The sequence below is a fragment of the Streptomyces sp. NPDC002156 genome (assembly GCF_053593675.1).
In genome coordinates, this window is the sequence record NZ_JBSFDA010000155.1 from 1 (window position 1) to 24,245 (window position 24,245).

At 70.1% G+C, this 24,245-nt stretch carries 23 protein-coding genes; 15 read left to right on the forward strand and 8 right to left on the reverse strand.

Going from position 1 to position 24,245, the window contains the following annotated elements:
* The 3 genes from ACWCRB_RS39210 to ACWCRB_RS39220 form a co-directional block, all read right to left on the reverse strand.
* A partial coding sequence (locus ACWCRB_RS39210) for an IS200/IS605 family accessory protein TnpB-related protein (RefSeq protein WP_451000623.1) occupies nucleotides 1-1,109 on the reverse strand: 1,109 nt, incomplete at its 3' end.
* Between the two features lie 219 nt (nucleotides 1,110-1,328).
* Nucleotides 1,329-3,596: an SF1B family DNA helicase RecD2 gene (gene recD2, locus ACWCRB_RS39215; protein WP_451000624.1), complete on the reverse strand. Its 2,268-nt coding sequence runs from the start codon at nucleotides 3,594-3,596 to the stop codon at nucleotides 1,329-1,331.
* 66 nt (nucleotides 3,597-3,662) lie between these two features.
* On the reverse strand, nucleotides 3,663-4,028 hold the full coding sequence (locus ACWCRB_RS39220; RefSeq protein ID WP_451000625.1) for a hypothetical protein: 366 nt from the start codon (nucleotides 4,026-4,028) through the stop codon (nucleotides 3,663-3,665).
* A gap of 252 nt (nucleotides 4,029-4,280) precedes the next feature.
* On the opposite strand from ACWCRB_RS39220, the gene ACWCRB_RS39225 reads away from it, so the two are divergent.
* The 5 genes from ACWCRB_RS39225 to rbsD all read left to right on the forward strand — a co-directional run bounded on the left by ACWCRB_RS39225 (nucleotide 4,281) and on the right by rbsD (nucleotide 10,226).
* Nucleotides 4,281-5,333, forward strand: coding sequence for a LacI family DNA-binding transcriptional regulator (locus ACWCRB_RS39225; protein ID WP_451000626.1), 1,053 nt, complete (start codon nucleotides 4,281-4,283; stop codon nucleotides 5,331-5,333).
* Complete coding sequence (locus tag ACWCRB_RS39230) at nucleotides 5,330-6,880, forward strand: sugar ABC transporter ATP-binding protein (protein WP_451000627.1); 1,551 nt, start codon at nucleotides 5,330-5,332, stop codon at nucleotides 6,878-6,880. The genes ACWCRB_RS39225 and ACWCRB_RS39230 overlap by 4 nt, the downstream gene beginning before the upstream one ends.
* Nucleotides 6,870-8,825: an ABC transporter permease/substrate-binding protein gene (locus ACWCRB_RS39235; protein ID WP_451000628.1), complete on the forward strand. Its 1,956-nt coding sequence runs from the start codon at nucleotides 6,870-6,872 to the stop codon at nucleotides 8,823-8,825. Before ACWCRB_RS39230 ends, ACWCRB_RS39235 begins: the two co-directional genes overlap by 11 nt.
* Nucleotides 8,826-8,925: 100 nt before the next feature.
* On the forward strand, nucleotides 8,926-9,834 hold the full coding sequence (locus ACWCRB_RS39240; RefSeq protein WP_451000643.1) for a ribokinase: 909 nt from the start codon (nucleotides 8,926-8,928) through the stop codon (nucleotides 9,832-9,834).
* Complete coding sequence (rbsD, locus tag ACWCRB_RS39245; protein ID WP_451000629.1) at nucleotides 9,831-10,226, forward strand: D-ribose pyranase; 396 nt, start codon at nucleotides 9,831-9,833, stop codon at nucleotides 10,224-10,226. The genes ACWCRB_RS39240 and rbsD overlap by 4 nt, the downstream gene beginning before the upstream one ends.
* Nucleotides 10,227-10,251: 25 nt before the next feature.
* Here rbsD and ACWCRB_RS39250 read toward each other — a convergent pair whose 3' ends face one another.
* A complete protein-coding gene (locus tag ACWCRB_RS39250; protein WP_451000630.1) occupies nucleotides 10,252-10,899 on the reverse strand; it encodes a dihydrofolate reductase family protein in 648 nt (215 codons plus the stop codon).
* A gap of 275 nt (nucleotides 10,900-11,174) precedes the next feature.
* Entirely contained in the window at nucleotides 11,175-11,615 is a 441-nt protein-coding gene (locus tag ACWCRB_RS39255) for a MerR family transcriptional regulator (RefSeq protein WP_451000631.1), read from the reverse strand.
* A gap of 86 nt (nucleotides 11,616-11,701) precedes the next feature.
* Here ACWCRB_RS39255 and ACWCRB_RS39260 point away from each other — a divergent pair, with 86 nt between their 5' ends.
* The 9 genes from ACWCRB_RS39260 to ACWCRB_RS39300 all read left to right on the forward strand — a co-directional run bounded on the left by ACWCRB_RS39260 (nucleotide 11,702) and on the right by ACWCRB_RS39300 (nucleotide 19,564).
* Complete coding sequence (locus ACWCRB_RS39260; RefSeq protein WP_451000632.1) at nucleotides 11,702-12,415, forward strand: SDR family oxidoreductase; 714 nt, start codon at nucleotides 11,702-11,704, stop codon at nucleotides 12,413-12,415.
* Between the two features lie 88 nt (nucleotides 12,416-12,503).
* The gene (locus ACWCRB_RS39265) at nucleotides 12,504-12,968 is read left to right on the forward strand and encodes a hypothetical protein (protein WP_451000633.1); all 465 of its coding nucleotides are present in this window, start codon (nucleotides 12,504-12,506) and stop codon (nucleotides 12,966-12,968) included.
* Nucleotides 12,952-13,923: a bifunctional lysylphosphatidylglycerol flippase/synthetase MprF gene (locus ACWCRB_RS39270; protein WP_451000634.1), complete on the forward strand. Its 972-nt coding sequence runs from the start codon at nucleotides 12,952-12,954 to the stop codon at nucleotides 13,921-13,923. Before ACWCRB_RS39265 ends, ACWCRB_RS39270 begins: the two co-directional genes overlap by 17 nt.
* 19 nt (nucleotides 13,924-13,942) lie before the next feature.
* Complete coding sequence (locus ACWCRB_RS39275; protein ID WP_235478518.1) at nucleotides 13,943-14,422, forward strand: SRPBCC family protein; 480 nt, start codon at nucleotides 13,943-13,945, stop codon at nucleotides 14,420-14,422.
* Complete coding sequence (locus ACWCRB_RS39280; RefSeq protein ID WP_451000635.1) at nucleotides 14,415-14,936, forward strand: flavin reductase family protein; 522 nt, start codon at nucleotides 14,415-14,417, stop codon at nucleotides 14,934-14,936. Before ACWCRB_RS39275 ends, ACWCRB_RS39280 begins: the two co-directional genes overlap by 8 nt.
* Nucleotides 14,929-16,287 (forward strand): NAD(P)/FAD-dependent oxidoreductase, encoded by a 1,359-nt coding sequence (locus ACWCRB_RS39285; RefSeq protein WP_451000636.1) that lies wholly within the window; start codon nucleotides 14,929-14,931, stop codon nucleotides 16,285-16,287. Before ACWCRB_RS39280 ends, ACWCRB_RS39285 begins: the two co-directional genes overlap by 8 nt.
* A gap of 97 nt (nucleotides 16,288-16,384) precedes the next feature.
* Nucleotides 16,385-17,071 carry a class I SAM-dependent methyltransferase gene (locus ACWCRB_RS39290; protein WP_451000637.1) on the forward strand — a complete coding sequence of 229 codons (687 nt, stop codon included), beginning with the start codon at nucleotides 16,385-16,387 and terminating at the stop codon, nucleotides 17,069-17,071.
* Nucleotides 17,072-17,079: 8 nt separating this feature from the next.
* A complete protein-coding gene (locus tag ACWCRB_RS39295) occupies nucleotides 17,080-18,489 on the forward strand; it encodes a cytochrome P450 (RefSeq protein WP_451000638.1) in 1,410 nt (469 codons plus the stop codon).
* A 58-nt stretch (nucleotides 18,490-18,547) separates the two neighbouring features.
* The gene (locus tag ACWCRB_RS39300; RefSeq protein WP_451000639.1) at nucleotides 18,548-19,564 is read left to right on the forward strand and encodes a hypothetical protein; all 1,017 of its coding nucleotides are present in this window, start codon (nucleotides 18,548-18,550) and stop codon (nucleotides 19,562-19,564) included.
* A 72-nt stretch (nucleotides 19,565-19,636) separates the two neighbouring features.
* Here the strand turns inward: ACWCRB_RS39300 and ACWCRB_RS39305 are convergent, their stop codons facing one another.
* The 3 genes from ACWCRB_RS39305 to ACWCRB_RS39315 are packed head-to-tail and all read right to left on the reverse strand — an operon-like array spanning nucleotide 19,637 to nucleotide 22,781.
* Nucleotides 19,637-20,434, reverse strand: coding sequence for a sugar phosphate isomerase/epimerase family protein (locus tag ACWCRB_RS39305; protein ID WP_451000644.1), 798 nt, complete (start codon nucleotides 20,432-20,434; stop codon nucleotides 19,637-19,639).
* Between the two features lie 35 nt (nucleotides 20,435-20,469).
* Complete coding sequence (locus tag ACWCRB_RS39310; RefSeq protein ID WP_451000640.1) at nucleotides 20,470-21,627, reverse strand: dihydrodipicolinate synthase family protein; 1,158 nt, start codon at nucleotides 21,625-21,627, stop codon at nucleotides 20,470-20,472.
* Nucleotides 21,624-22,781, reverse strand: a complete 1,158-nt coding sequence (locus ACWCRB_RS39315; RefSeq protein ID WP_451000641.1) for a Gfo/Idh/MocA family protein — start codon at nucleotides 22,779-22,781, stop codon at nucleotides 21,624-21,626. Before ACWCRB_RS39315 ends, ACWCRB_RS39310 begins: the two co-directional genes overlap by 4 nt.
* 350 nt (nucleotides 22,782-23,131) lie before the next feature.
* On the opposite strand from ACWCRB_RS39315, the gene ACWCRB_RS39320 reads away from it, so the two are divergent.
* Nucleotides 23,132-24,178: a LacI family DNA-binding transcriptional regulator gene (locus ACWCRB_RS39320; RefSeq protein WP_451000642.1), complete on the forward strand. Its 1,047-nt coding sequence runs from the start codon at nucleotides 23,132-23,134 to the stop codon at nucleotides 24,176-24,178.
* Nucleotides 24,179-24,245: the final 67 nt, after the last annotated feature.

Here is a 24,245-nt window from a genome sequence, read left to right on the forward strand (position 1 = left end):
AAGTCCAGGTCCTCCACCGCGATCGCCTTCACGCCGCACGTTTGGGCCCAGTGCAGCAGGCGGGTCAGGGCATGGCGGACCTGGGCGTCCCGGTGCTCGGCGGTGCCGGCCAGATCGTAGAAGAAGCGGCGCGGGCTGCCGGTCGGGTTGCCGTGGGCATCCAGGCGCCACACAGCGAGGTGATCGGCGTTCATGTCGGCGCCGATCACACCGTGGGCGAGCGCGGCCTCGATGGGGAGGGTGTGGGTGGGTGGGATCTGCCAGGAGGCGGTCAGGTACCAGCGGTTCCGGCCGGTGTCGTAGTGGATGCGGTAGGCGATCGCCCGGTTGGCCACGACGCGATCCGCCCACTCGGTACCCCGGTGTGCGAACACGACCCTCGACGAAAGGACGTACCGTCCGTGCGGGGCGTTCGCCAGATGCGCGAGCGGCGCGGGGACTTTGATGCTCGCCTCACCGTCCGGGCTGACGCGGATGGTCTCGTTGCCGTACCGCTTGCCGGACTCCCCGTCCGCCTCACAGAACCAGCGCTCGGCTTCCCAACGCCCGCGCCACGCGGACTCGGTGAGCTGGGCGGCGTCCAGGTGGTGCCGGGTGCGGGCCAGCCGTTTACCGCCGCGCACGACGTGGACGATGCCGGCCTCGCGGTCCGCTCGCGCGGCGGTCAGCCGGTCCTGAAGTACCCGTAGCCGCCGGGACTTCGCGTGCCACTCCCGCTGGGACCGGTAACCCCCGGGCGCCTTCTTCGTCCCCTTCTGCCCGACCGGCTGGGACAGTCGGTCCTCGATGGTGCGGACGCCCGCTTCCAGGTTCTGGATATGCGCCAACTGGCAGCGGCGGGCCAGCGCCCACTGGTCGTGCGACGCCTTAGTGATACTGCCAGCCCACCGCGACGACGACAGCGGCGTCAGCTCCCGCTTACGCACCGCCCACGACTCACCGGAGTGCTCCAGGCCGTCCCGGCACCGTGTCTTGAGATCCTTCGAGGCCAGCGACCCCAGGTGCGCGCTCACCAGGCACAGCACCTTCTCATCGTCAGGCGTCAGGTGCTTGAGACGGGTCCGGATGGCCACGCCAGATGGCCCAGACGCGACGAAGGGCACTGCCATGCTCCTCAACTCACTCACCTTGTCACCCCCACCCGAAGATCCCTCCGCCGTGGGAAACGAGCGCCGACCATGAAGGTCACGCATTCGATGCAAGAACATCAGTTCCCCGCTGAAGCCGATACCACTGCCGGACCACGCGGCACGACACAGGCCACCTACACTCGCTCCCCCTCACCACTACACCTTTGAACGCACTCCAGCGGGAGCAGCTCCAAACCCCTACGACCGCAGCCTGAAATCCAGTGCCGTGCAACGCCGTCCCGCCGAAACCGTGCGCACCGCCTGGCCTATCGCCTTGCGTGAACCGACCAGGACGACCAGCTTCTTCGCCCGGGTGACGGCCGTATACAGAAGGTTGCGCTGGAGCATCATCCACGCGCCCGTGGTGACCGGGATGACCACCGCCGGGTACTCGCTGCCCTGGGAGCGGTGGATGGTCACGGCGTAGGCGTGGGCGAGTTCGTCCAGCTCGTCGAAGTCGTACGGGACCTCCTCGTCCTCGTCCGTCAGTACGGTGAGGCGCTGTTCGACCTCGTCGAGGGAAGTGACGACTCCGACGGTGCCGTTGAAGACGCCGTTCTCGCCCTTGTCGTAGTTGTTGCGGATCTGCGTGACCTTGTCGCCGATCCGGAAGACCCGGCCGCCGAACCGCTTCTCGGGGAGGTCCGGCCGCCCCGGTGTGATCGCCTGCTGGAGCAGCCCGTTGAGGTTGCCGGCCCCCGCCGGGCCCCGGTGCATCGGCGCGAGCACCTGGACATCGCGTCGGGGATCGAGGCCGAACTTGGCCGGAATTCGCCGTGCGGCCACATCCACGGTGAGGCGGCCGGCCTCCTCCGTGTCCTCTTCCACAAAGAGGAAGAAGTCCTTCATGCCGTCGGTGACCGGATGCTGCCCGGAGTTGATCCGGTGCGCGTTCGTCACGACGCCCGACTGCTGGGCCTGCCGGAAGACCTTGGTCAGCCGGACGGCGGGGACCGGGCTGCCGTCGGAGAGGAGGTCCCGGAGCACCTCGCCCGCGCCGACGCTGGGGAGTTGGTCCACGTCCCCGACGAACAGCAGGTGTGCTCCCGGCGGTACCGCCTTCACCAGCTTGTTGGCGAGGAGCAGGTCCAGCATCGAGGCCTCGTCCACGACCACCAGGTCGGCGTCGAGCGGGCGGTCCTTGTCGTAGGCCGCGTCGCCGCCGGGCTTCAGCTCCAGGAGGCGGTGGACGGTGGAGGCCTCGGCGCCGGTGAGTTCGGCGAGGCGCTTGGCGGCGCGGCCGGTCGGGGCGGCGAGGACGACCTTGGCCTTCTTGGCGCGGGCCAGCTCCACGATCGAGCGGACCGTGAAGGACTTGCCGCAGCCCGGTCCCCCGGTGAGGACGGCGACCTTCTCGGTCAGCGCGAGCCGGACGGCCGCCTCCTGCTCGGGGGCGAGATCGGCCCCCGTACGCCCCTGGAGCCACACCAGGGCCTTGTCCCAGGCCACGTCATGGAAGGCGGGCATCCGGTCCTCGCCGGTGCGCAGGAGACGCAACAGCTGGGCGGAGAGGGAGAGTTCGGCGCGGTGGAAGGGGACCAGGTAGACGGCGGTCACCGGTTCCGCGTCGCCGTCGGGGCCGGGCACCTTTTCACGTACGACACCCGGGTCCTCGCCCTCCTCCGGGGGCGCCGCGAGTTCGGCGAGGCATTCGATGACGAGGCCCGTGTCGACCTGGAGGAGCTTCACCGCGTCCGCGATCAGGCGTTCCTCGGGGAGATAGCAGTTGCCCTGGTCGGTGGCCTGCGAAAGGGCGTACTGCAGGCCCGCCTTGACGCGCTCGGGGCTGTCGTGCGGGATGCCGACGGACTGGGCGATCTTGTCGGCGGTGAGGAAGCCGATGCCCCAGACGTCGGAGGCGAGGCGGTAGGGCTGGTTCTTCACGACCGAGATCGAGGCGTCGCCGTACTTCTTGTAGATGCGCACGGCGATGGACGTGGACACCTCGACGCTCTGGAGGAAGAGCATGACCTCCTTGATCGCCTTCTGCTCCTCCCAGGCGTCAGCGATCTTCTTCGTGCGCTTGGGGCCGAGCCCCGGCACCTCGACGAGCCGCTTGGGCTCCTCCTCGATGATCCGGAGGGTGTCCAGGCCGAAGTGCTGGGTGATCCGGTCAGCGAAGACGGGCCCGATGCCCTTGACGAGCCCCGAGCCCAGATAGCGGCGGATGCCCTGGATGGTGGCGGGCAGGACGGTCGTGTAGTTCTCGACGGTGAACTGCTTGCCGTACTGCGGATGGGAGCCCCAACGGCCCTCCATGCGCAGGGACTCGCCGGCCTGGGCGCCGAGCAGTGCGCCGACGACGGTGAGGAGGTCGCCGGCGCCCCGGCCGGTGTCGACACGGGCGACCGTGTAGCCGTTCTCCTCGTTGGCGTACGTGATCCGTTCCAGGACGCCTTCGAGGACGGCCAGGCGCCGTTCCCCCTGCGCCGTCTGCTTCGGACCGCCGCCCGCCTGATTCGACATGATCCGACGCTACCGCCAAGCACTGACAGACCGCCGGGCCTGTGGACGACGCCCCCCCGAGGGCCGTCACCCCATGGCGGACTTGACGTGGTCGAGCACCGTCCGGAAGTCCTCCGTCGGGGAGAACTCCACCAACTCGCAGTCCTCAAGGGCCTCCGGGACATGGCCGGGCGCGAAGTAGTACGCCTGCCCCGCCTCGTACGTCTCGTCGCCCCCGGGGGTGTGCATCAGGATCCGTCCCTTGAACAGGTAGCCCCAGTGCGGGCACGGGCAGGCGTCGCCGGGCAGGCCCTTGAACGCCGGGCCCATGTCCGTGCCCTGCGGCAGGCTCACGTAGACGACCGAGAAGCCGCCTCCGATCACCTGCGTACGCAACTCCACGCCACCGCCTTCGAGCGTGACGGGAGTGTCGCTTCGAGTCGTCGCCGTCATGACTCCTCCGTTTCCGGTCCGCCGTGGTCCTGGGGAGGCCACCCCACGTCCGCCCCACACGTCCAGCCTGGACCGCCTGCGACCGGCGTGCGACTTCGCGGCCGAACAGCGGCGGCTTGGATCCTCCCTCCATCACGATCCGGTCTCGGGATGTGGCCGGGGGCTTGATTTACCTCCGTGTAATCGATTCCAATCCTCGTAGACATCGATGTAATCGATTCCACGAACGATCCACAAGGAGGTGGAGCGGCGATGGCGAGCATCAAGGACGTCGCTGCCGAGGCAGGGGTCTCCGTCGCCACGGTGTCGCGGGTCCTGAACGACCATCCGTCGGTCAGCGTCGACGCACGCACGCGCGTGCTGGCCGCCGTCGAGGCGCTGGGCTACCGCCCGAACGCCGTCGCCCGCTCCCTGCGCACCGACCAGACCCGCACCCTCGGCCTGGTCATCAGCGACGTGATGAACCCCTACTTCACCGAACTGGCCCGCTCCGTCGAGGAGGAGGCCCGCGCCCTCGGTTACAGCGTCATCATCGGCAACGCCGACGAGCGGCCCGACCTGCAGGACCACCACGTACGGACCCTGCTGGACCGCCGGATCGACGGTCTCCTCGTCTCCCCCACCGACGGCGGCTCCCCGCTGATGCTGGACGCCGCGCGCGCGGGGACCCCGATGGTCTTCGTGGACCGCTGGATCCCGGGCGTGGACGTGCCGGTCGTACGGGCGGACGGGCGCCAGGCGGTCCGGGATCTCGTCTCGCACCTGCACGGGCTCGGTCACCGGCGGCTCGCGATCATCGCGGGCCCGGCGGCCACCACCACCGGCAGCGAGCGCGTCGAGGCCTTCAGGGAGGCCCTCGCCGAGTACGGGCTGCCGCTGCCCGACGCCTACATAGGGCAGGGCAACTTCCAGGCCGAGAGCGGGCGCCGGGTGACCGACGCCTTCCTCGACCTGGCCGAGCCGCCCGAGGTCGTCTTCGCGGCCGACAACCTGATGGCGCTGGGCGCGCTGGACGCCGTACGCGCGCGTGGGATGCGTGTTCCGCGGGACATCGCGCTCGCGGCCTTCGACGACATCCCGTGGTTCGTGCACACCGATCCGCCGGTCACGGCCGTCGCGCAGCCGACCGGTGAGCTGGGGCGGGCCGCCGTCCGGGCGCTGGTCGACGTCATCGAGGGACGGCCCCCGCAGTCCGTGACGCTGGCCGCGCATCTCGTCGTACGGCGGTCGTGCGGTGAGCCGCCGCCGACCTCATCAGTACAGCCCTCCGCACAGCCCTCCGCTACGAACAGGAGTACGTCGTGAGCAACCCGGACGAGTTGCTGCGCATCGAAGGCATACGGAAGTCCTTCCCCGGTGTGGTCGCGCTCGACGGCGTCGACTTCGATCTGCGCCGGGGCGAGGTGCATGTGCTGCTCGGTGAGAACGGCGCGGGCAAGAGCACCCTCATCAAGATGCTCTCCGGCGCCTACCGCCCCGATGCCGGCCGCATCCTCGTCGACGGCGAGGAGACCCGTATCCACGGGGCGCAGGATTCCGAACGGCTCGGGATCGCCACCATCTACCAGGAGTTCAACCTCGTACCCGATCTGACGGTCGCCGAGAACATCTTCCTGGGGCGGCAGCCGCGCCGCTACGGGATGATCGACCGCAAGCGGATGGAGGCCGAGGCCGCCGTACTGCTGGAGCGTGTGGGCGTAAACGTGTCCCCACGCGCGCGGGTGCGTGAACTCGGGATCGCGCGGCTCCAGATGGTCGAGATCGCGAAGGCGCTGAGCCTGGACGCGCGCGTGCTGATCATGGACGAGCCGACCGCCGTTCTCACCTCCGAGGAGGTCGAGAAGCTGTTCGCGATCGTGCGCACCCTGCGCGAGGACGGCGTCGGGATCGTCTTCATCACCCATCACCTGGAGGAGATCGCCGCTCTGGGGGATCGGGTGACCGTCATCCGCGACGGCAAGAGTGTCGGGCAGGTGCCTGCCAATACCCCCGAGGACGAGCTCGTACGGCTGATGGTCGGGCGGTCCATCGAACAGCAGTACCCGCGCGAGGCCACCGACGCGGGCGCCGCCCTCCTCAAGGTGGACGGGCTCACCCGGGACGGTGTCTTCCACGACATCGGCTTCGAGGTGCGGGCCGGTGAGGTCGTCGGCATCGCGGGGCTGGTCGGAGCCGGGCGTACGGAGGTCGCGCGCGCCGTGTTCGGCGCCGATCCGTACGACAAGGGGTCCGTGTCCGTCGCGGGTGCCGCCGTGCGCGGGAGCGATGTCGGGGCCGCCATGGCCGCCGGGATCGGGCTCGTACCGGAGGACCGCAAGGGGCAGGGACTGGTGCTCGACGCCTCCGTCGAGGAGAACCTCGGCCTTGTCACCCTGCGGGCCGCGACCAAGGGCGGTCTTGTCGACCTCAAGGGGCAGCGGGTCGCCGCCGCGAAGGTCGCCGAGCAGCTGGGCGTACGGATGGCCGGGCTCGGCCAGCATGTGCGCACGCTCTCCGGCGGCAACCAGCAGAAGGTCGTCATCGGCAAGTGGCTGCTCGCGAACACCAGGGTGCTGATCCTCGACGAGCCGACGCGCGGGATCGACGTCGGGGCCAAGGTCGAGATCTACCAGCTGATCAACGAGCTGACGGCCGCCGGTGCCGCCGTACTGATGATCTCCAGCGATCTGCCCGAGGTGCTCGGGATGAGCGACCGAGTGCTGGTGATGGCGCAGGGCCGGATCGCCGGTGAACTCACGGCCGCCGAGGCCACCCAGGACTCCGTGATGGCACTCGCCGTCAGCGCACCCACTTCTTTTGGAACTACTGGACCTACTGGAACTACTGCTGTGGAGGGCTCTCGTGGCCACTGACACGCTCAAGAGCAACGCGGGCGCGAGTGGCGCCACGAGCGGCCTGCGCCGCGTCCTGCTCGACAACGGCGCGCTGACGGCGCTCATCGTCCTCGTCATCGCGATGTCGGCGCTGTCCGGCGACTTCCTGACGACGGACAACCTGCTCAACGTGGGTGTCCAGGCGGCCGTGACGGCCGTCCTCGCCTTCGGCGTCACCTTCGTGATCGTCTCGGCGGGCATCGACCTGTCGGTCGGTTCGGTCGCCGCCCTGTCGGCCACCGTCCTTGCCTGGGCGGCGACTTCGGAGGGCGTACCGGTCGCGATAGCCGTCCTCCTGGCCGTCGTCACCGGCATCGCGTGCGGCCTGGTCAACGGCTTCCTGATCTCGTACGGCAAACTGCCGCCGTTCATCGCGACGCTCGCCATGCTGTCGGTGGGGCGCGGGCTGTCGCTGGTGATCTCGCAGGGTTCGCCGATCGCGTTCCCCGAGTCGGTCTCGCACCTCGGTGACACGCTGGGCGGCTGGCTGCCGGTGCCCGTGCTGGTGATGGTGGCCATGGGGCTCGTCACGGCGTTCATCCTCGGCCGTACGTACCTGGGGCGCTCCATGTACGCGATCGGCGGCAACGAGGAGGCGGCCCGGCTCTCCGGGCTGCGGGTGAAGAAGCAGAAGCTGGCGATCTACGCGCTGTCCGGGCTGTTCGCCGCCGCGGCGGGCATCGTGCTCGCGTCGCGGCTGTCCTCCGCCCAGCCGCAGGCCGCGCAGGGGTACGAGCTGGACGCCATCGCCGCGGTGGTCATTGGTGGGGCATCCCTGGCGGGCGGTACCGGCAAGGCGTCCGGGACGCTGATCGGCGCGTTGATCCTGGCGGTGCTGCGGAACGGGCTCAACCTCCTCTCCGTGTCCGCCTTTTGGCAGCAGGTCGTCATCGGTGTCGTGATCGCGCTGGCGGTGCTGTTCGACACGGTGCGGCGGAAGAGCGGGTCCACTCCCGTGGCAACCGGTGCCTCCGGCGGTGGTGACCGGCGCAAGCAGGCCTTCACGTATGTGCTGGCCGCCGTGGTCGCGGCGGCGATCGTGGGCGCGACGTCCCTGCTGCACAGCGGTTCGTCCGCCGCGTCGACCCAGAAGGTGGGTCTGTCGCTGTCGACGCTGAACAACCCCTTCTTCGTGCAGATCCGGGCCGGTGCCCAGGCGGAGGCCAAGAAGCTGGGCGTGGACCTGACCGTCACGGACGCCCAGAACGACGCCTCGCAGCAGGCCAACCAGCTGGAGAACTTCACCAGTTCGGGCCTCGGGGCGATCATCGTCAACCCGGTGGACTCGGACGCGACGGGTCCGGCCGCGCGGTCGGTGAACAAGTCCGGGATCCCGCTCGTCGCCGTGGACCGGTCGGTCAACGGCGCGGAGACGGACACCCTCGTCGCCTCCGACAACACCGCCGGGGGTGTGCTGGCCGCGAAGGCGCTCGCCGAGAAGCTGGGCGGGCAGGGCACGATCGTCGTCCTCCAGGGCCAGGCGGGCACCTCCGCCAGCCGTGAGCGCGGCGCCGGTTTCACCGAGGGGCTGAAGGCCTACCCGGGCATCAAGGTGGTCGCCAAGCAGCCCGCCGACTGGGACCGCACCAAGGGCCTCGACGTCATGACCAACCTGCTCCAGGCCAACCCCGACATCAACGGTGTCTTCGCCGAGAACGACGAGATGGCGCTCGGCGCGATCAAGGCGCTCGGCAGCAAGGCCGGCAAGTCGGTGTCGGTGATCGGTTTCGACGGCACGCCCGACGGGCTGAAGGCGGTCGCGGACGGTTCGCTGTACGCGTCGGTGGCCCAGCAGCCCAAGGAACTCGGGCGGATCGCGGTGGAGAACGCGCTGCGGGTCGCCGAGGGCAAGAGTGTCGAGAAGACGGTGATGGTGCCGGTGAAGGTGGTCACGGAGGAGAACGTGGCGGAGTTCGGCGGCTGAGCAGCACCTCGAACGGGTGGAGTGGGAACGGCCGGGCTCGTCTTTTCGAGGCGGCCCGGCCTGTCGGCCGGTACAACTGACGGGTATGGGGAGACAGTTCATGTACGACTACGACCTGCTGGTCGTGGGGTCGGCCAACGCCGATCTGGTGACCGTGGTCGAGCGGCGGCCCGCGGCCGGTGAGACGGTGCTCGGTTCCGACCTGGTGGTCCACCCGGGCGGCAAGGGCGCCAACCAGGCAGTCGCCGCCGCCCGGTTGGGGGCCCGTACGGCGCTCCTGGCGCGGGTCGGCAACGACGGCCACGGCCGGCTGCTGCTGGACTCGATGCGGGGCGCCGGTGTCGACACGGTGGGCGTGCTGGTCGGCGGGGCGCCGACGGGGGTCGCGCTGATCACCGTGGACCCGTCCGGCGACAACAGCATCGTGGTGTCGCCGGGCGCCAACGGGCGGCTGGTCGCCGAGGACATCCGGGCCGCCGGGAGCCTGTTCCAGGCCTCGCGGGTGGTGTCGGCGCAGCTGGAGATTCCGCTGGAGTCGGTGGTGGAGGTCGTACGGAACCTGGCTCCCGAGGGCCGGTTCGTACTGAATCCCTCCCCGCCGCGACCGCTGCCGCGTGAAGTCCTGGCCGCCTGCGACCCGTTGATCGTGAACGAGCACGAGGCCCGGGTGATCGCCGGTGCGGACGCCGAGTTGGGCGACTCGCCGGAGGACTGGGCGAAGACGCTGCTCGCTCTCGGGCCGCACTCGGTCGTCATCACCCTGGGTGCGGAGGGCGCGCTGGTCGCCGTACGGGCCGGGGAGCGGGTGCGGGTGCCGTCGGCGCCGGTGGAGGCCGTGGACACGACAGGGGCGGGCGACGCGTTCACCGCGGCGCTGGCCTGGCGGCTGGGCGCGGGCGAGTCGCTGGTGGAGGCGGCGGCGTACGCGGCCAGGGTGGGCGCGGTCGCGGTGACACGGGCCGGCGCCCAGGACTCCTTCCCTACGGCTGAGGAGGTCGACGCGCTGTGAAGCGGGGCGGAATCCTGAACCGTCATCTCGCGGGCGCGCTCGCCGAGTTGGGGCACGGGGACGGGGTGCTGGTGTGCGATGCCGGTATGCCGATCCCGGCCGGGCCGCGCGTCGTCGACCTGGCCTTCCGGGCCGGGGTGCCGTCCTTCGCGGAGGTGCTCGACGGGTTGCTGACGGAGCTGGTCGTGGAGGGCGCGACAGCGGCGGCGGAGGTACGGGGCGCGAATCCGGGGGCCGCGAAGCTGCTGGACGGGCACTTTCCCGACGGCGGCCTCATCCTCGTCTCGCACGAGCGGCTCAAGGAGCTGTCGGCGGGGGCGCGGCTGGTCGTACGGACGGGGGAGGCACGGCCGTACGCGAATGTGCTGCTGCGGTGCGGGGTCTTCTTCTGAGTCGAGGCCGGTGGTGTGCGGCGCTTCAGCGGGTCGCTCGGGCGAAGGTCACATGCGTGACCCCGGTGGGCGAGGACGTGGCCTCGACCTCGTAGTCCTTCTCGACGCCCTCCAGGCCGTCCCAGAGGCGTACGCCCCGGCCCAGCAGCACCGGGGCCACCACGACGTGCAGGTGGTCGACGAGTCCGGCGGCGAGGAAGTCACGGACGACGGTGGGCCCGCCGCCGATGCGTACGTCCTGGCCGTCCGCGGCCTTGCGGGCCGTTTCGAGCGCCTCGGCGGGCGACGTGTCGAGGAAGTGGAAGGTCGTACCGCCCTCCATCTCGATCGGCGGGCGTGTGTGATGGGTGAGGACGAAGGTCGGTGTGTGGAAGGGCGGGTTGGGTCCCCACCAGCCCTTCCAGTCCGGGTCCTCGTGCCAGCCGGGCGGGCCGTATTTCCCGGCGCCCATGATCTCGGCGCCGATCCCGGGCGCGAACTGCTGTGCGAAGGCGTCGTCGATGCCGCCGGTCCCGCCCGGCTGGCCGGTCATCTCGTGCCAGAACCGGGTGGTGAACATCCACTGGTGCAGCCTCTCGCCGGCGTGGCCGAACGGCGCTTCACGGCTGAGCCCCTCACCGGTGCCGAAGCCGTCGAGCGAGATCGTGAAGTTGTGGACGCGGGCGAGTGACATGGCTGACGCCTCCTTTGTCTCCGCCGGTCCAGTCTCCCCGGACCGCCGGGCCGTGCGCCACCGGAACGGGATACGAGGCAGGGCCGGAAACAGCTTCGAGGGGGCCCGGTCCGTCGACCGGGCCCCCTCGGCTTCCCCTCCACATCAGAACCCCAGCGATCCCCCCAGATCCCCCTCCAGAAGTCCTGATGCCATGTACGACCGGCGAGGTGGGCGGAGGGTTGTACGGGGAACCAAGATTTTTTCATCGCCTTCGGGCTCAGGCGGTTTCGGGCTCAGGCGGAGCCTCCAGTGAGCGCCTGGTCGAGCGAGGCCGGGCACTGCTGTGCGCCCGGATGCGTGGCGAGACTGATCAGCAGGTCGAGTCGACGGCCTGCCGCCTGCAGCTCGGTGACCTTGGCCCCGATCCGGGCACGTTCGTCGAGCAGGCGCTCCAGCATCTCGGGGCCGACGTGCTGGGCGTCGATGGCGGGCAACAGGGTCGCGATCAGACGGCTGCCGAGTCCGGCCGTGTAGAGCTCCTGGATGAGCCCCACGCGGTCCACGGCCGACTCCGGGTAGACGCGCTGGCCACTGGCCGTGCGCTGGGGACACAGCAGGCCCTGCTCCTCGTAGTAGCGCAGCGCACGCGCGCTGACCCCGGCCTTCTCGGCCAGTCCGCCGATACGCATCCGGCCCCTCCCGCTGCTCGTGCTGCTCGCGCTGTCGCCCGTCACGACTTGCCCTTCACGTTGACGTCAGGTTTTAGCGTAGGCGGCACCGGGCGGACGCGATCTCCCACCGCCCGCCGAAAGGAACGAACATGGACATCGCCGGTTCCACCGCGCTCGTGACGGGCGCCAATCGCGGGATCGGTCGGCGCTTCGTCGATCAACTGCTGGCCCGGGGAGCCAGGAAGGTCTACGCCACCGCCCGCCGCCCGGAGCTGATCGACACGTCCGACCCGCGGGTCACACCGCTGTACCTGGACCTGCTGGACGAGAAGTCGATCGTGAACGCCGCCGAGGCGGCACAGGACGTCACGTTGCTGGTCAACAACGCCGGCATCGCGACCGGGGCCAACCTCATGACCGACGACCTGGACACCGTCCGGGAGGACCTGGAAACCCACCTCTTCGGCACGCTCCGGGTCATTCGCGCCTTCGCGCCTGCCCTCGCCGCGGGCGGTGGAGGGGCGGTCGTGAACATCCTGTCCGTGCTGTCGTGGGTCGCCACCGAAGGGACGGGGTCCTACGCCGTGGCCAAGGCGGCGGAGTGGAACATGACCAACGGCGTCCGCCTTGAACTCGCCGGTCAGCGGACCCTTGTCCAGGGTGTGCATCTGGGCGCCGCGGACACCGACATGATGGCGGGACGCGACGTTCCCATGATCGACCCGACCGACGTCGCCCGGGCCAGCCTCGACGGCGTACAGGCCGGCACCATCGAGGTCCTGGTCGACGACCCCAGCCGCTTCGTCAAGGCCGCCCTCGGGGGCGATCCCGCCCAGCTGTACGGGCCTCCGCCGGGGAACTGACCCGGGCCCGATATTCCCGCGAGGGACGCCCTGCCCCCGGGCCGTAAGACAGGTGAGAATGTCTCACTCCGGGTGTACGGAGGCCTTTGTGGATGCCAGGAATCTCTTCTACACCAGAACCACATCTCGGCTCGCCCGACTTGAGTGGTCGGTCGCTCTCGCCGTTTCCTCCGTCGCCGCTCTGACGCATCTTTCCGAGATCCGCTGGTGGCTTTTCGTCTCCCTTTTTCTCGTCATCGATCTCATCGGGTACGTCCCGGGCGCCATCGCCTATCGAAGAAGTCCGGACGGGCGGGTCGGGCGCGGATACTACGTCGCCTACAACCTCATGCACTCACTGGTCACCTGGGCGGTCTTCGCGGGGTTGTGGAGCTGGCTGGTGGGTGCGGAATGGGCGTTGCTGGCGCTGCCCATCCATCTCATGGGCGACCGGGCCCTCTTCGGGAACTCCCTCAAACCCTTCGGAGTGCCCTTCGAACCGTGCACCCACCCGGACTTCGCAGCATTCCAGCGGGCCTACGACGGGAAGGGGAGCGATGCCGTCCGCGTTTGATCTGGTCTCGGCCCATGCCGACAATCCCAGTGCTTTTCTCGCCCTCAACAGCGGGAACGAGTTCTTTGTCGACGATCGGTACGACGGAGTCTGCGCCTTCCGTCCGGCGGGACGGCATCTGCTGCAGCTCGGCGGGCCCTTCGCCGCCCCTGGCGACCGTGCCGGGCTGCTGGACGCCTTCCTCGACCGGGCCGCGGGCGGACGGCGGCGCGTAATCGCCGTACAACTCCAGGCCGAGGACGCCCGGTTGTACGCGGCCCACGGGTTCACGGTGAACCAGATGGGGGCCTCGTACGCCCTCGATCTGGCGCGGTTCACCCTGCGCGGGTCGCCGTTCGTACGGCTGCGGAACAAGATCTCCCGGGCCCGGCGGGCGGGGGTGGAGGTCGCCCAGGTCCCGCCTGGGGAATCATCAGACGTGCTTGATCTCATCGACCGCGAATGGCTGCTCGGGAAGGGGAAGCGCGCCAAAGAACTCCGGTTTCTCGTCGGGGAACGTGACGGACCCGAGCAGAAACATCAGAGGGTTTTCACCGGTACCGTCGATGGGCGCGTCGTGGGGTACATCAGCTACTCCCCCGCCTTCGGCAGCCGCCCGGGCTGGCTGCACGATCTCAGTCGCCGTCGCGCCGACGCCCCACCCGGCACCATGGAACTCCTCAACTCGACCGCCATCGAGCGATTCTGTGGGGAGGGCGGCGAGTGGCTGCATTTCGGATTCACTCCCTTCGTCGGACTTGATCCATCCCTTGAGGCACCAGGTGCAAGTGGCATGGTGGCGCGTGTCGTGCGTTTTCTCGGGGAGCGCGGTGAGCGGGTCTATCCGGCCGCCGCGCAGCTCGAATACAAGGAGAAATGGGCGCCGCATGTCGTGCTGCCCGAGTACATCGCCTTTCAGGGTGGAGTGCGGCCGAGTGCGTTATGGCGGCTCGGGCGGGAAACCAACATCCTCTGAATTAAGGAGTACATCGCGTATGCGCGAAGTAATCGTCCAGGTGGTCGTCGAGGAGCGCACGGCCCGGCAGGCGTACGAGCTGATCTGCGACTTCCGCCGCTATCCCGAGCTGACCGACAAGGTGAACGAGGTCGTCGTGCATCCGCCGGAGGCCGACGGGTCGCTCCGGTCGGACTGGAGTGTCATCTTCCGCAACGGGCTGATGCGGTGGAGCGAACGCGACCGGTTCGTCCCGGAGACCCTGACCGTCGAGTTCGAGCAGATCAAGGGCGACTTCGAGGTCTTCCAGGGCTCCTGGGTGTGCGAGGAGCGGGAGGAGGAGGGCACGGTGGTCACCTTCCGGTCCGATTTCGACCTCGGCATCCCCTCCCTCGCGGAGATCCTCGATCCCGTCGCCGAGAGCACGCTGCGGGACAACATCCTGCGCATCCTCGAAGGGCTCATGGGCCGGGTGACCCCGATGAGCCCCCTGGACCTCGCCGCGTCCCGGCATGGCTGACCCGGTGTCGTCCCTGGCGACGCGGCCCGGTGTCGCCCAATGCCTCGACATGTACGCCAAGTTGGCGTCCGGCGTGTGCGTCGTGACCACCCGGGGTGCCGACGGCCGACCGGCCTGCGCGACGGTCTCCTCGGCGGCGGCCGTCTCGGCGGCACCGGCCCTGATGTCCCTCTGCCTGGCCAACGCCTCCCGCACCCTCGCCGCCCTCCGCGACCACGGCTCCTTCGCCCTCCACGTCCTCGACGAACGGCACCGCCCCTGGGCCGAGCGCTGCGCCGACCCCCTCGCCACCGCCGCCGAACGCTTCGGCGAGGAACAGGCGGAGTACGTCCATGGGGTGCCCGTCCGCGCCGACGCCCTCGCCTGGTCGGTGTGCGCGGTGACGGACGTACGGGCGTACGGCGACCACCACCTGGTCGTCGGCGAGGTCCTCGCCGCCCACACCGGCACCGGGCATCCGCTGCTCTGGTACGACCGGGGCTTCCATGGGCGGAGCGGGGCGCGGCATGGGTGAGCTGCGATCGCACCCGGAGGTGCCTGTGGTGATGGCTCCGCCGTGGCGGGGCGGACGTCCCGAGGATCATCAACTCCCTTCTGTACGAGGCCTGGTGAGCGCCGACTTCACGATCGTCGGCGCCGGTCTGGCCGGCCTCTCCACCGCGTACCACCTGCTGCGGTACGCACCCGGCGCCGATGTCGCCGTCGTCGACGCGGGCCACCCTGCGGCCGGTGCCAGCGGCCACGGCACCGGACTCCTCGGGCCCCGGGCAGGTCCGCCCGTCGACCGCGCGATCCGCCGGTTCGGCCCGGACACGGCCCGTCGTATGCACCGGGCCAGCGAGGACGCGGTGGCCGGTGCCCTGGAGCTGTGCCGCACCCTGGACGTGCCCGTGCGCACCGGCGAGCAACTGGTCGTCGCCCGCTCACCGGAGGGACTGGCCCGGCTGTCCGGACAGGCAGCGGCCTGTCGCGCCCTCGGCCTGGACGTACCGCCCCTGTCGGCGGCCGGGGTGCGCGAGCGCATCGACGTGCCCTGCCAGGCGGGGCTGCTCCACCGGCAGGCGGCCACCCTTGACCCCGCGCTTCTCACCGCCGCCCTCGCCCGGGCCTGCGCGGCCAACGGCGCCCGGCTGTACGGGCGTTCACCGGTCGTCGGCCGGTCCGGTAACGGTAGCGGCGGCACGCGGCTGGTCTTTCCGCACGGTGAACTCCGTACGGGCGCCGGGGTGTTCGCGGTCAACGGCGGGGCCGGTGCCCTTGGCCTCCCGGTGGGCACGGTCGCTCCGCTCGAGGTGCACGCCATCGCCACCGAGCCGTTGAAGCCGGCGGTGCGCGAGGCGCTCGGGGAGGGATCGGGGGCGGCGCTGGTCGATGCGGCGCGGCTGGCGCCGTACTTCCGGCTGACGGCTGATGGGCGGTTGGTGGTGGGGGGCGGTCGGGCCTCGCTGCCGGGGCGGCCTCCTGGAACTGGCGGGGCGCGGAAGGACGACAGGGCCCGCCTTGCGACCTGGGAGTGGCTCGCGGAGCGCATGCGCGGTCTGCATCCGCTCCTCGCCGACACCGCCGTCACGCACCGGTGGACCGGCCGCATCGGCGTCACCCTCGACGATCTGCCCGTCGTGGGGCCACTCGCCGGGGCGCCGGGGATGTGGTTCATCGGGGGGTGCTGCGGGCACGGACTGGCGCTGTCCATCGCCCACGGGGCGTATGTGGCACGGCAGTTGGTCGGGGGTGGGGAGGGCGGGGGTCCGTCCCTGCCGTGGCATCGGTCGGCCGCTCCGACGCTGCCGTTCGGTGGAGCGGGGCGGGTGGTGCTGCGCCGGTATCTCGACCGGCTGGACCGGAACGTGCGGCGCGAGCACTGACACTCGCCCCCAATTCCCCGCAAATCCGCGCGAGGGACGTCGCGGCGGGAGATCGTAAAACCTGGTGGAGACCGAGAGAGAAATGAGGGGGAGCCCCATGCCTGGTGCGAACACACTGACCAGAGGTCCCTACCGTCTGCTGCAGGAGAACTTCCGGCGCCCGGCCGGTGCGCCGGGTGCCCTGGTCGGGCATCTGATGACCGTGCAGCATCGCGGGCTCACCCGGTGGTCGGCGGAGCATCTGGACGTCCGCCGTACCCATCATGTGCTCGATCTCGGCTGCGGCAGCGGGATGGCCGTCGAACTGCTCGCCCGGCGGGCCGAGTTGGGGTTGGTCGCCGGGCTCGACTACTCGGCGACCATGGTCCGGCAGGCCGTACGGCGCAACGCCGCCGCCGTCGGACAGGGGCGGGTGGCGATCCGGCAGGGGGATGTGGGCCAACTTCCGTACGAGGACGGCGTGTTCGACCGGGTCAGCGCGATCGAGACCTTCTACTTCTGGCCCGACCCGTTGCGCGGACTCGCCGAGGCGTACCGAGTCCTCAAGCCCGGTGGGCAGTTGGCGATCACCCTGGAGATGAGCCGGGAGGCGGCGACCGCACCGACGCTCACCCAGCGGCTGTTCGGGCGGCGCTTCACCGAACGGTCCGAGCAGGACGGGCTGCGCATCCTGTCCGGCGCCGAACTCGTGGCACTGCTCGATGTCGCCGGTTTCAAGGACACCCGGTTCGTCGCCGAGCCGCGCCGTTCGCTGGGCTGGGTCTGCGCCCTGGGCAGCAAATGAGCAGCCACGTGAACCATCAGGTCAAGTACCAACTGGCTCCCGAGGTGCGCGGACTGCCCCTGCTCGGCAGTGTGCCGGCCTTCCGGCGGGACATTCTCGCCGCGATGCGCGACGGCTGGCGCGAGGGCGGCGACCTCGTGCGGTACCGGCTCGGGCCCGTGTCCGTGCACGGGGTGTCCAGCCCCGAGCTGGCCGGGGAGGTGCTGACCGACAGCGCCGCCTACGGCAAGCTCGGCCCCGACAACCCGCTGCGCCTGGTGCTCGGCGAGGGCCTGCTGACCAGCAGCGACCACGAGAGCTGGATGACCAACCGGCGCATGATGCAGCCGATCTACAGCAAACAGGCCCTCGCCTCGATGTTCCGTACGATGTCCGCCTCGGTCGAGGACCAGCTGACCCACATGGCGGCCACCTACCGCACCGGTGACGCCGTCGACCTGCACACCGAGCTGATGCGGGTGACGCTCGACATCGTCAGCCGGTGCATGTTCAGTACCGACATCGCCGAGGGGCTCGGCGAACTCGGGCCGGACGCCGTGGACGTGGCGATCAACTTCGCCTTCGACCGCCTCCAGAACCCCTTCAGCCCGCCCACGCACTGGCCGACCCCGCGCAACCGCAGGTTCCGGGAGGTCATGGACGGCATCGACGCGCTGATCCGCCGGATCATCCGTGAACGCCGGGCCGAGGCGGAGTCGGAGTGCGCGGACGTCCGGTCCGACGACCTGCTGGACATGCTCCTCGCCGCCCGGGACGAGGACACCGGCCAGGGCATGGACGACCGCCAGCTGCGCGACGAGGTGATCACCACCTTCGCCGCCGGTCACGAGACGACCGCGGTCACCCTCAGCTGGACCTTCTACCTCCTCTCCCGCCACCGTGACGTCCTGGCGGCCGTACAGCGCGAGGTCGACGACGCCCTCGGCGGACGCCTGCCCACCGTCGAGGACCTGCGCGCCATGCCGTACACGCTCCAGGTCTTCGAGGAGTCGCTGCGGATGTACCCGTCGGCGCCGATCGTGCCCCGACTGACCCTGAGGGACACCGAGTTGGGCGGCCACCGGATGCCCGCGGGCTCGCGCGTCCTGGTCAACCTGCACAACATCCACCGCCATCCGGCGCACTGGACGGACGCGGAACGCTTCGAACCCGACCGCTTCCGCACCCACGAAGGCAAGGCACCGGGAAAACGGCACCGGTTCGCCTACATGCCCTTCGGCGCGGGCCCGCACCTCTGCATCGGCAAGCACTTCGCGCTCATGGAGGCGCACCTGCTGCTCGCCGCGCTGCTGCAGCGCTACGAGTTCCGGCACGTCCCGTCCCACCGGGTCGTCGACCACGCGACGATCACCCTGCGCCCCCGCTACGGCATGGTGATGACCCTGCACGACCGCCGCCCCCGCCATCCCGTTCATTAGTGCGCCTCGCCAAGAAGAACCCCAACCCCCGTCCACGACAACGCATTTGGAGCCTCTGATGGTGACGCGCCAGGACGATCCGCACACCCTGCCGCTCAACACGGTCCAGTACGACCCGGCCCGGCCGCAGGGCCACTACGAGAGCTTCTACCAGCGCGGAAACCATCCCACCGAGCCGCGCGCCTTCTGGATCCGCTACACCGTCTTCAGCCCGGCCGGGATGCCGGAGGCGGCCATCGGTGAGCTGTGGGCGGTGTACTTCGACGGGGTGACGGGCCGGCACGTGGTCGCCAAGGAGGAGCATCCGATCGCCGAATGCGACTTCCGACGCGGGGTGTTCGGCGCGCGCGTCGCCGACCGAGTGCTGGAACCGGGCCGGCTCAAGGGCGAGGCGACGGGACCGAACGGCGGCATCGGCTGGGACCTGACGTACGAGGGCACCGAGCCGCCGCTGTTCCTGCTGCCGCAGAAGATGTACGCGGGCGGCTTCCCCAAGGCCAAGAGCCTGGTCGGGATGCCGCTGGCCCGCTTCGACGGTTCGCTGACGGTCGACGGCGAGACGGTCGAGGTGGACGGCTGGACGGGCAGCCAGAACCACAACTGGGGCAGCCGGCACACGGATTACTACGCCTTCGGGCAGGTCGCCGGGTTCGACGACGCCCCGGACAGCTTCCTGGAGATCGTCACCGCGCGAGCGAAGATCGGCCCGGTGCGGACCCCGCTGGCGACCTTCCTCGTCCTGCGCCACGACGACCGCGAGTACCAACTCGTCTCGATGCGCCGGGCGTTGACGGCCAAAGCCCAATTCGGCTACTTCCACTGGGACTTCAGCACGGGCGACGACACCGTGTCGGTCAACGGGCGGTTCCTGGCGGCCAAGGAGCAGTTCGTCGGGCTCAACTACTACAACCCGCCCGGGGGCATCAAGCACTGCCTCAACACCAAGATCACCAGCTGTGAGCTGGAGGTGCGCAACAAGGTCACCGGCAAGGTGGACCGGCTGCGCACCGAACACCGCGCCCTGATGGAGATCCTGACCGACGACCGGTCCCACGGCATCGAGATCCGCGCCTGAAGTCGTCGGCAGGGGAGGGAACCGTCCGCGCCCGGTGATCCGCCTGTTCACCGGGCCCGGACGGCCGTACCGTTACGCCGCGTGCTCCACGAACCGCGCCGCGGTCTCCGCGAGCACCTCGCGCCCGTCCCGGGCCCACAGCGCGTCGTTGAACAGCTCGACCTCGATGGCACCGGTGTAACCGGCGGCCTCGACGTACGTCTTCCACTCCCGCATGTCGATCGAGCCGTCGCCGATCTGACCCCTGCCGTTGAGGACACCCTCGGGCAACGGGGTGGTCCAGTCGGCGAGTTGGAAGGTGTGGATACGGCCACCGGCGCCGGCGCGGGCGATCTGCGCGGGCGCGTTGTCGTCCCACCAGATGTGGTACGTGTCCACCGTGACGCCGACCTGGTGGGCGGGGAAGCGCTCCGCGAGGTCGAGGGCCTGGGTGAGCGTCGAGACGACGCAGCGGTCGGCGGCGTACATGGGGTGGAGCGGCTCGATGGCCAGCTTCACGCCATGACTCTCGGCGTAGGGGCCCAGGACCGCCAGGGCGTCCGCGATGCGCTCGCGGGCGCCGTACAGGTCCTTGGAGCCGGCCGGGAGGCCGCCCGAGACCAGGACCAGGGTGTCCGTGCCGAGCGTCGCCGCCTCGTCGACGGCGCGGCGGTTGTCGTCCAGCGCCCTGGCCCGCTCCTCCGGGTCGATGGCCGTGAAGAAGCCGCCCCGGCACAGGGTGGTGACGGTCAGGCCCGCGTCGCGGACCAGCTTGGCCGTCGCATCCAGGCCGTACGACTGGACGGGCTCCCGCCACAAGCCGACGTTGCCGATGCCCAACTGGCCGCAGGCGTCGACCAGTTCGGGCATCGACAGCTGCTTGACCGTCATCTGGTTGATGCTGAAGCGGGCGAGGTCGTCGGTGCTCACTGGGTCACTCCGTACAGGGACAGCAGGTTCTTCATCCGCTCCTCGGCCAGCTTCGGGTCGGGGAACAGGCCCAGTCCGTCGGCGAGTCGGTAGGCGCGGGCGAAGTGCGGGAGGGAGCGGGCCGACTGCAGTCCGCCGACCATGGTGAAGTGCGACTGGTGGCCGGCCAGCCAGGCCAGGAAGACCACGCCCGTCTTGTAGAAGCGGGTGGGGGTCTGGAAGAGGTGGCGGGACAACTCGACCGTGGGGTCGAGGAGTTCACGGAAGCCGGCCGTGTTCCCGGTGTCGAGGACGTGCACCGCCTCCGCCGCCAGCGGGCCCAGCGGGTCGAAGATGCCGAGGAGGGCGTGGCTGAAGCCCTTGTCGTCGCCCGCGATCAGCTCGGGGTAGTTGAAGTCGTCGCCCGTGTAGCAGCGCACGCCCTGCGGGAGTCGGCGCCGGATGTCGATCTCGCGCTGGGCGTCGAGCAGCGACACCTTGATGCCGTCGACCTTGTCGGGGTGGGCGGCGATGACGTCCAGGAAGGTGTCGGTGGCCGCGTCGAGGTCGCTCGTCCCCCAGTAGCCCTCCAGGGCCGGGTCGAACATCGGGCCGAGCCAGTGCAGGATCACCGGCTCGGCGGACTGGCGGAGCAGGTGGCCGTAGATGTCGAGGTAGTCCTCGGGCCCCTTCGCGGCGGCGGCGAGAGCCCGGGACGCCATCAGGATCGTCTTGGCGCCCGCCTCCTCGACGAGGGCGAGCTGCTCCTCGTACGCCTTGCGGATGTCCGCCAAGGAGGCGCCGGGGGCGGTGAGTTGGTCGGTGCCGACACCGCAGGCGATGAGCCCGCCGACGGCCTTCGCCTCAGCCGCCGAACGGCGGATCAGCTCGGCCGCGCCCGCCCAGTCGAGGCCCATGCCGCGCTGGGCGGTGTCCATGGCCTCCGCGACGCCGAGGCCGTGGGACCAGAGGTGGCGGCGGAAGGCGAGGGTGGCGTCCCAGTCGACGGCGGCCGGGGAGTCCGGGGACACGTCGGCGTACGGGTCGGCGACGACGTGGGCCGCCGAGTAGACCGTACGAGAGGTGAAGGGGGTGCCGGGGGTGAGGGCGAGCGGGGTGGAGCGCGGCTCGTACGCGCTCAACGCGCCGCTGGCGTCCGGGAGTTGGATGGTCACAGCGCGATCTCCGGTACGTCGAGACGGACGCCCTCCGCCGAGGACTTCAGGCCCAGTTCGGCGAGCTGGACACCACGGGCGCCGGCCAGCAGGTCCCACTGGTAGGGCGCGTCGGCGTAGACGTGCTTGAGGAACAGCTCCCACTGGGCCTTGAAGCCGTTGTCGAACTCGGCGTTGTCCGGGATCTCCTGCCACTGGTCGCGGAAGGAGTAGGTCGCCGGGATGTCGGGGTTCCAGACCGGCTTCGGTGTGGAACTGCGGTGCTGGACACGGCAGTTGCGCAGACCGGCGACGGCCGACCCTTCCGTGCCGTCGACCTGGAACTCGACGAGTTCGTCGCGGTTGACCCGTACGGTCCAGGAGGAGTTGATCTGGGCGATCGCGCCGCCCTCGAGCTCGAAGATGCCGTAGGCGGCGTCGTCGGCGGTGGCGTCGTACGGCTTGTCGTTCTCGTCCCAGCGCTGCGGGATGTGGGTGGCGGTGAGCGCCTGGACGGACTTGACCCGGCCGAACAGCTCGTGGAGCACGTACTCCCAGTGCGGGAACATGTCGACGACGATGCCGCCGCCGTCCTCGGAACGGTAGTTCCAGCTGGGGCGCTGGGCGCTCTGCCAGTCGCCCTCGAAGACCCAGTAGCCGAACTCGCCCCGGATGGAGAGGATGCGGCCGAAGAAGCCGCCGTCGATGAGGCGCTTGAGCTTCAGCAGGCCCGGGAGGAACAGCTTGTCCTGGACGACGCCGTGGCGGACACCGGCGGCATTGGCCAGACGGGCCAGTTCGAGGGCGCCGTCGAGGCCGGTGGCGGTGGGCTTCTCGGTGTAGATGTGCTTGCCCGCGGCGATCGCCTTCTTGATCGACTCCTCGCGGGCGGAGGTGACCTGGGCGTCGAAGTAGATCTCGACGGTCGGGTCGGCGAGGACCGCGTCGACGTCCGTGGAGACGTTCTCGGGGTCCAGGCCGTGCTGCTCGGCGAGGCCCTTGAGCACGTGCTCACGACGGCCGACCAGGATCGGTTCCGGCCACAGCACGGTGCCGTCGCCGAGGTCGAGACCGCCCTGTTCGCGCAGGGCGAGGATCGAGCGGACCAGGTGCTGGCGGTAGCCCATGCGCCCGGTCACGCCGTTCATGGCGATACGCACCGTCTTGCGTGTCACGTCTTTCCCTTCGTAGGTGCCACAGGGGGCGGGGTACGCGGTGTACGCGCCGCGTACGCCCGGTGGGAGAGCAGCCCTCGGCAGCCCAACTGGCAAGCGTTACAGCAAGCGCTTTCTATCTAGGGAGAAGCTAGCCTCTGTGCAGCGGTCTGGACAAGAGCACAGAGAGGCCGAATTGTTCGGGGGTGCGAACAATCGGGGGCCGCAGGTTCCTCGACGGCCGGTCGAGGCTCCGCCGTAGGTCATAGGGTCTGCATCTGTATGGACGCGAAGACGCAAAATACGACAACTTACAGCGACGCGGTGAGCGACGCGATGGATCACAAGATGCGCGACCGGAGGACGACGAGATGACGGTGACCCTGGCGGACGTGGCGGCCCGCGCGCAGGTCTCGCCCGCGACGGTGTCGCGCGTACTGAACGGGAACTATCCCGTGGCCGCAACCACCCGCGAGCGGGTGCTGCGGGCCGTGGACGAGCTGGACTACGTGCTCAACGGGCCCGCGAGCGCGCTCGCCGCGGCCACGTCCGACCTGGTCGGGATTCTGGTCAACGACATCGCCGACCCCTTCTTCGGGATCATGGCGAGCGCGATCCAGTCGGAGGTGTCGGGCCCGGGCGGGCGCGCGGGCGGCGAACGGCTGGCTGTGGTGTGCAACACAGGCGGCTCGCCGGAGCGTGAGCTGACGTACCTGACCCTGCTGCAGCGGCAGCGTGCGGCGGCGGTCGTCCTGACCGGCGGCGCGGTGGAGAACCAGCCGCACCTCGCGGCGGTCTCGGCGAAGCTGCGGCGGCTGGAGGAGGCGGGCACGAAGGTGGTGCTGTGCGGGCGCCCGCCGGCGCCGGACACCGCCGCTATCGCACTGACGTTCGACAACCGGGGCGGCGGTCAGGAGCTGACCGAGCACCTGATCGGGCTGGGGCATCGGCGGCTGGGGTACATCGCGGGGCCGGAGGAACGGACGACGACGCGGCATCGGCTGGAGGGGCACCGGGCAGCCCTGGCCGGCCATGGGATTACCGAAGATCCCCGGTGGACTGTTCACGGGCGGTACGACCGTCGGTCGGGGTACGAGGCCACGCTGGAGCTGTTGCGGCGGGACCCGTCGCTCACGGCTGTCGTCGCCGCGAACGACTCCGTCGCGATCGGGGCGTGTGCGGCGCTGCGGGAGTCGGGGCGGCGGATTCCGGACGACGTGTCCGTCGCCGGGTTCGATGATCTGCCGTTCAGTGTGGATGCGGTGCCTTCGTTGACGACGGTGCGGTTGCCGTTGTCGGAGGCGGGGGCTCGGGCGGGGCGGATCGCGATGGGGCGGGAGGAGCCGCCGCCTGGGGGGATCGCCACGGTTCGGGGGGAGTTGATGGTTCGGGGGTCTTCGGGGGTGCCGCGGGGGTAGGGGGTGGGTTTTCTCGCCCCCGCCGCCCTTACCCGTCCCATCCCTGGGGGCTGCGCCCCCAGACCCC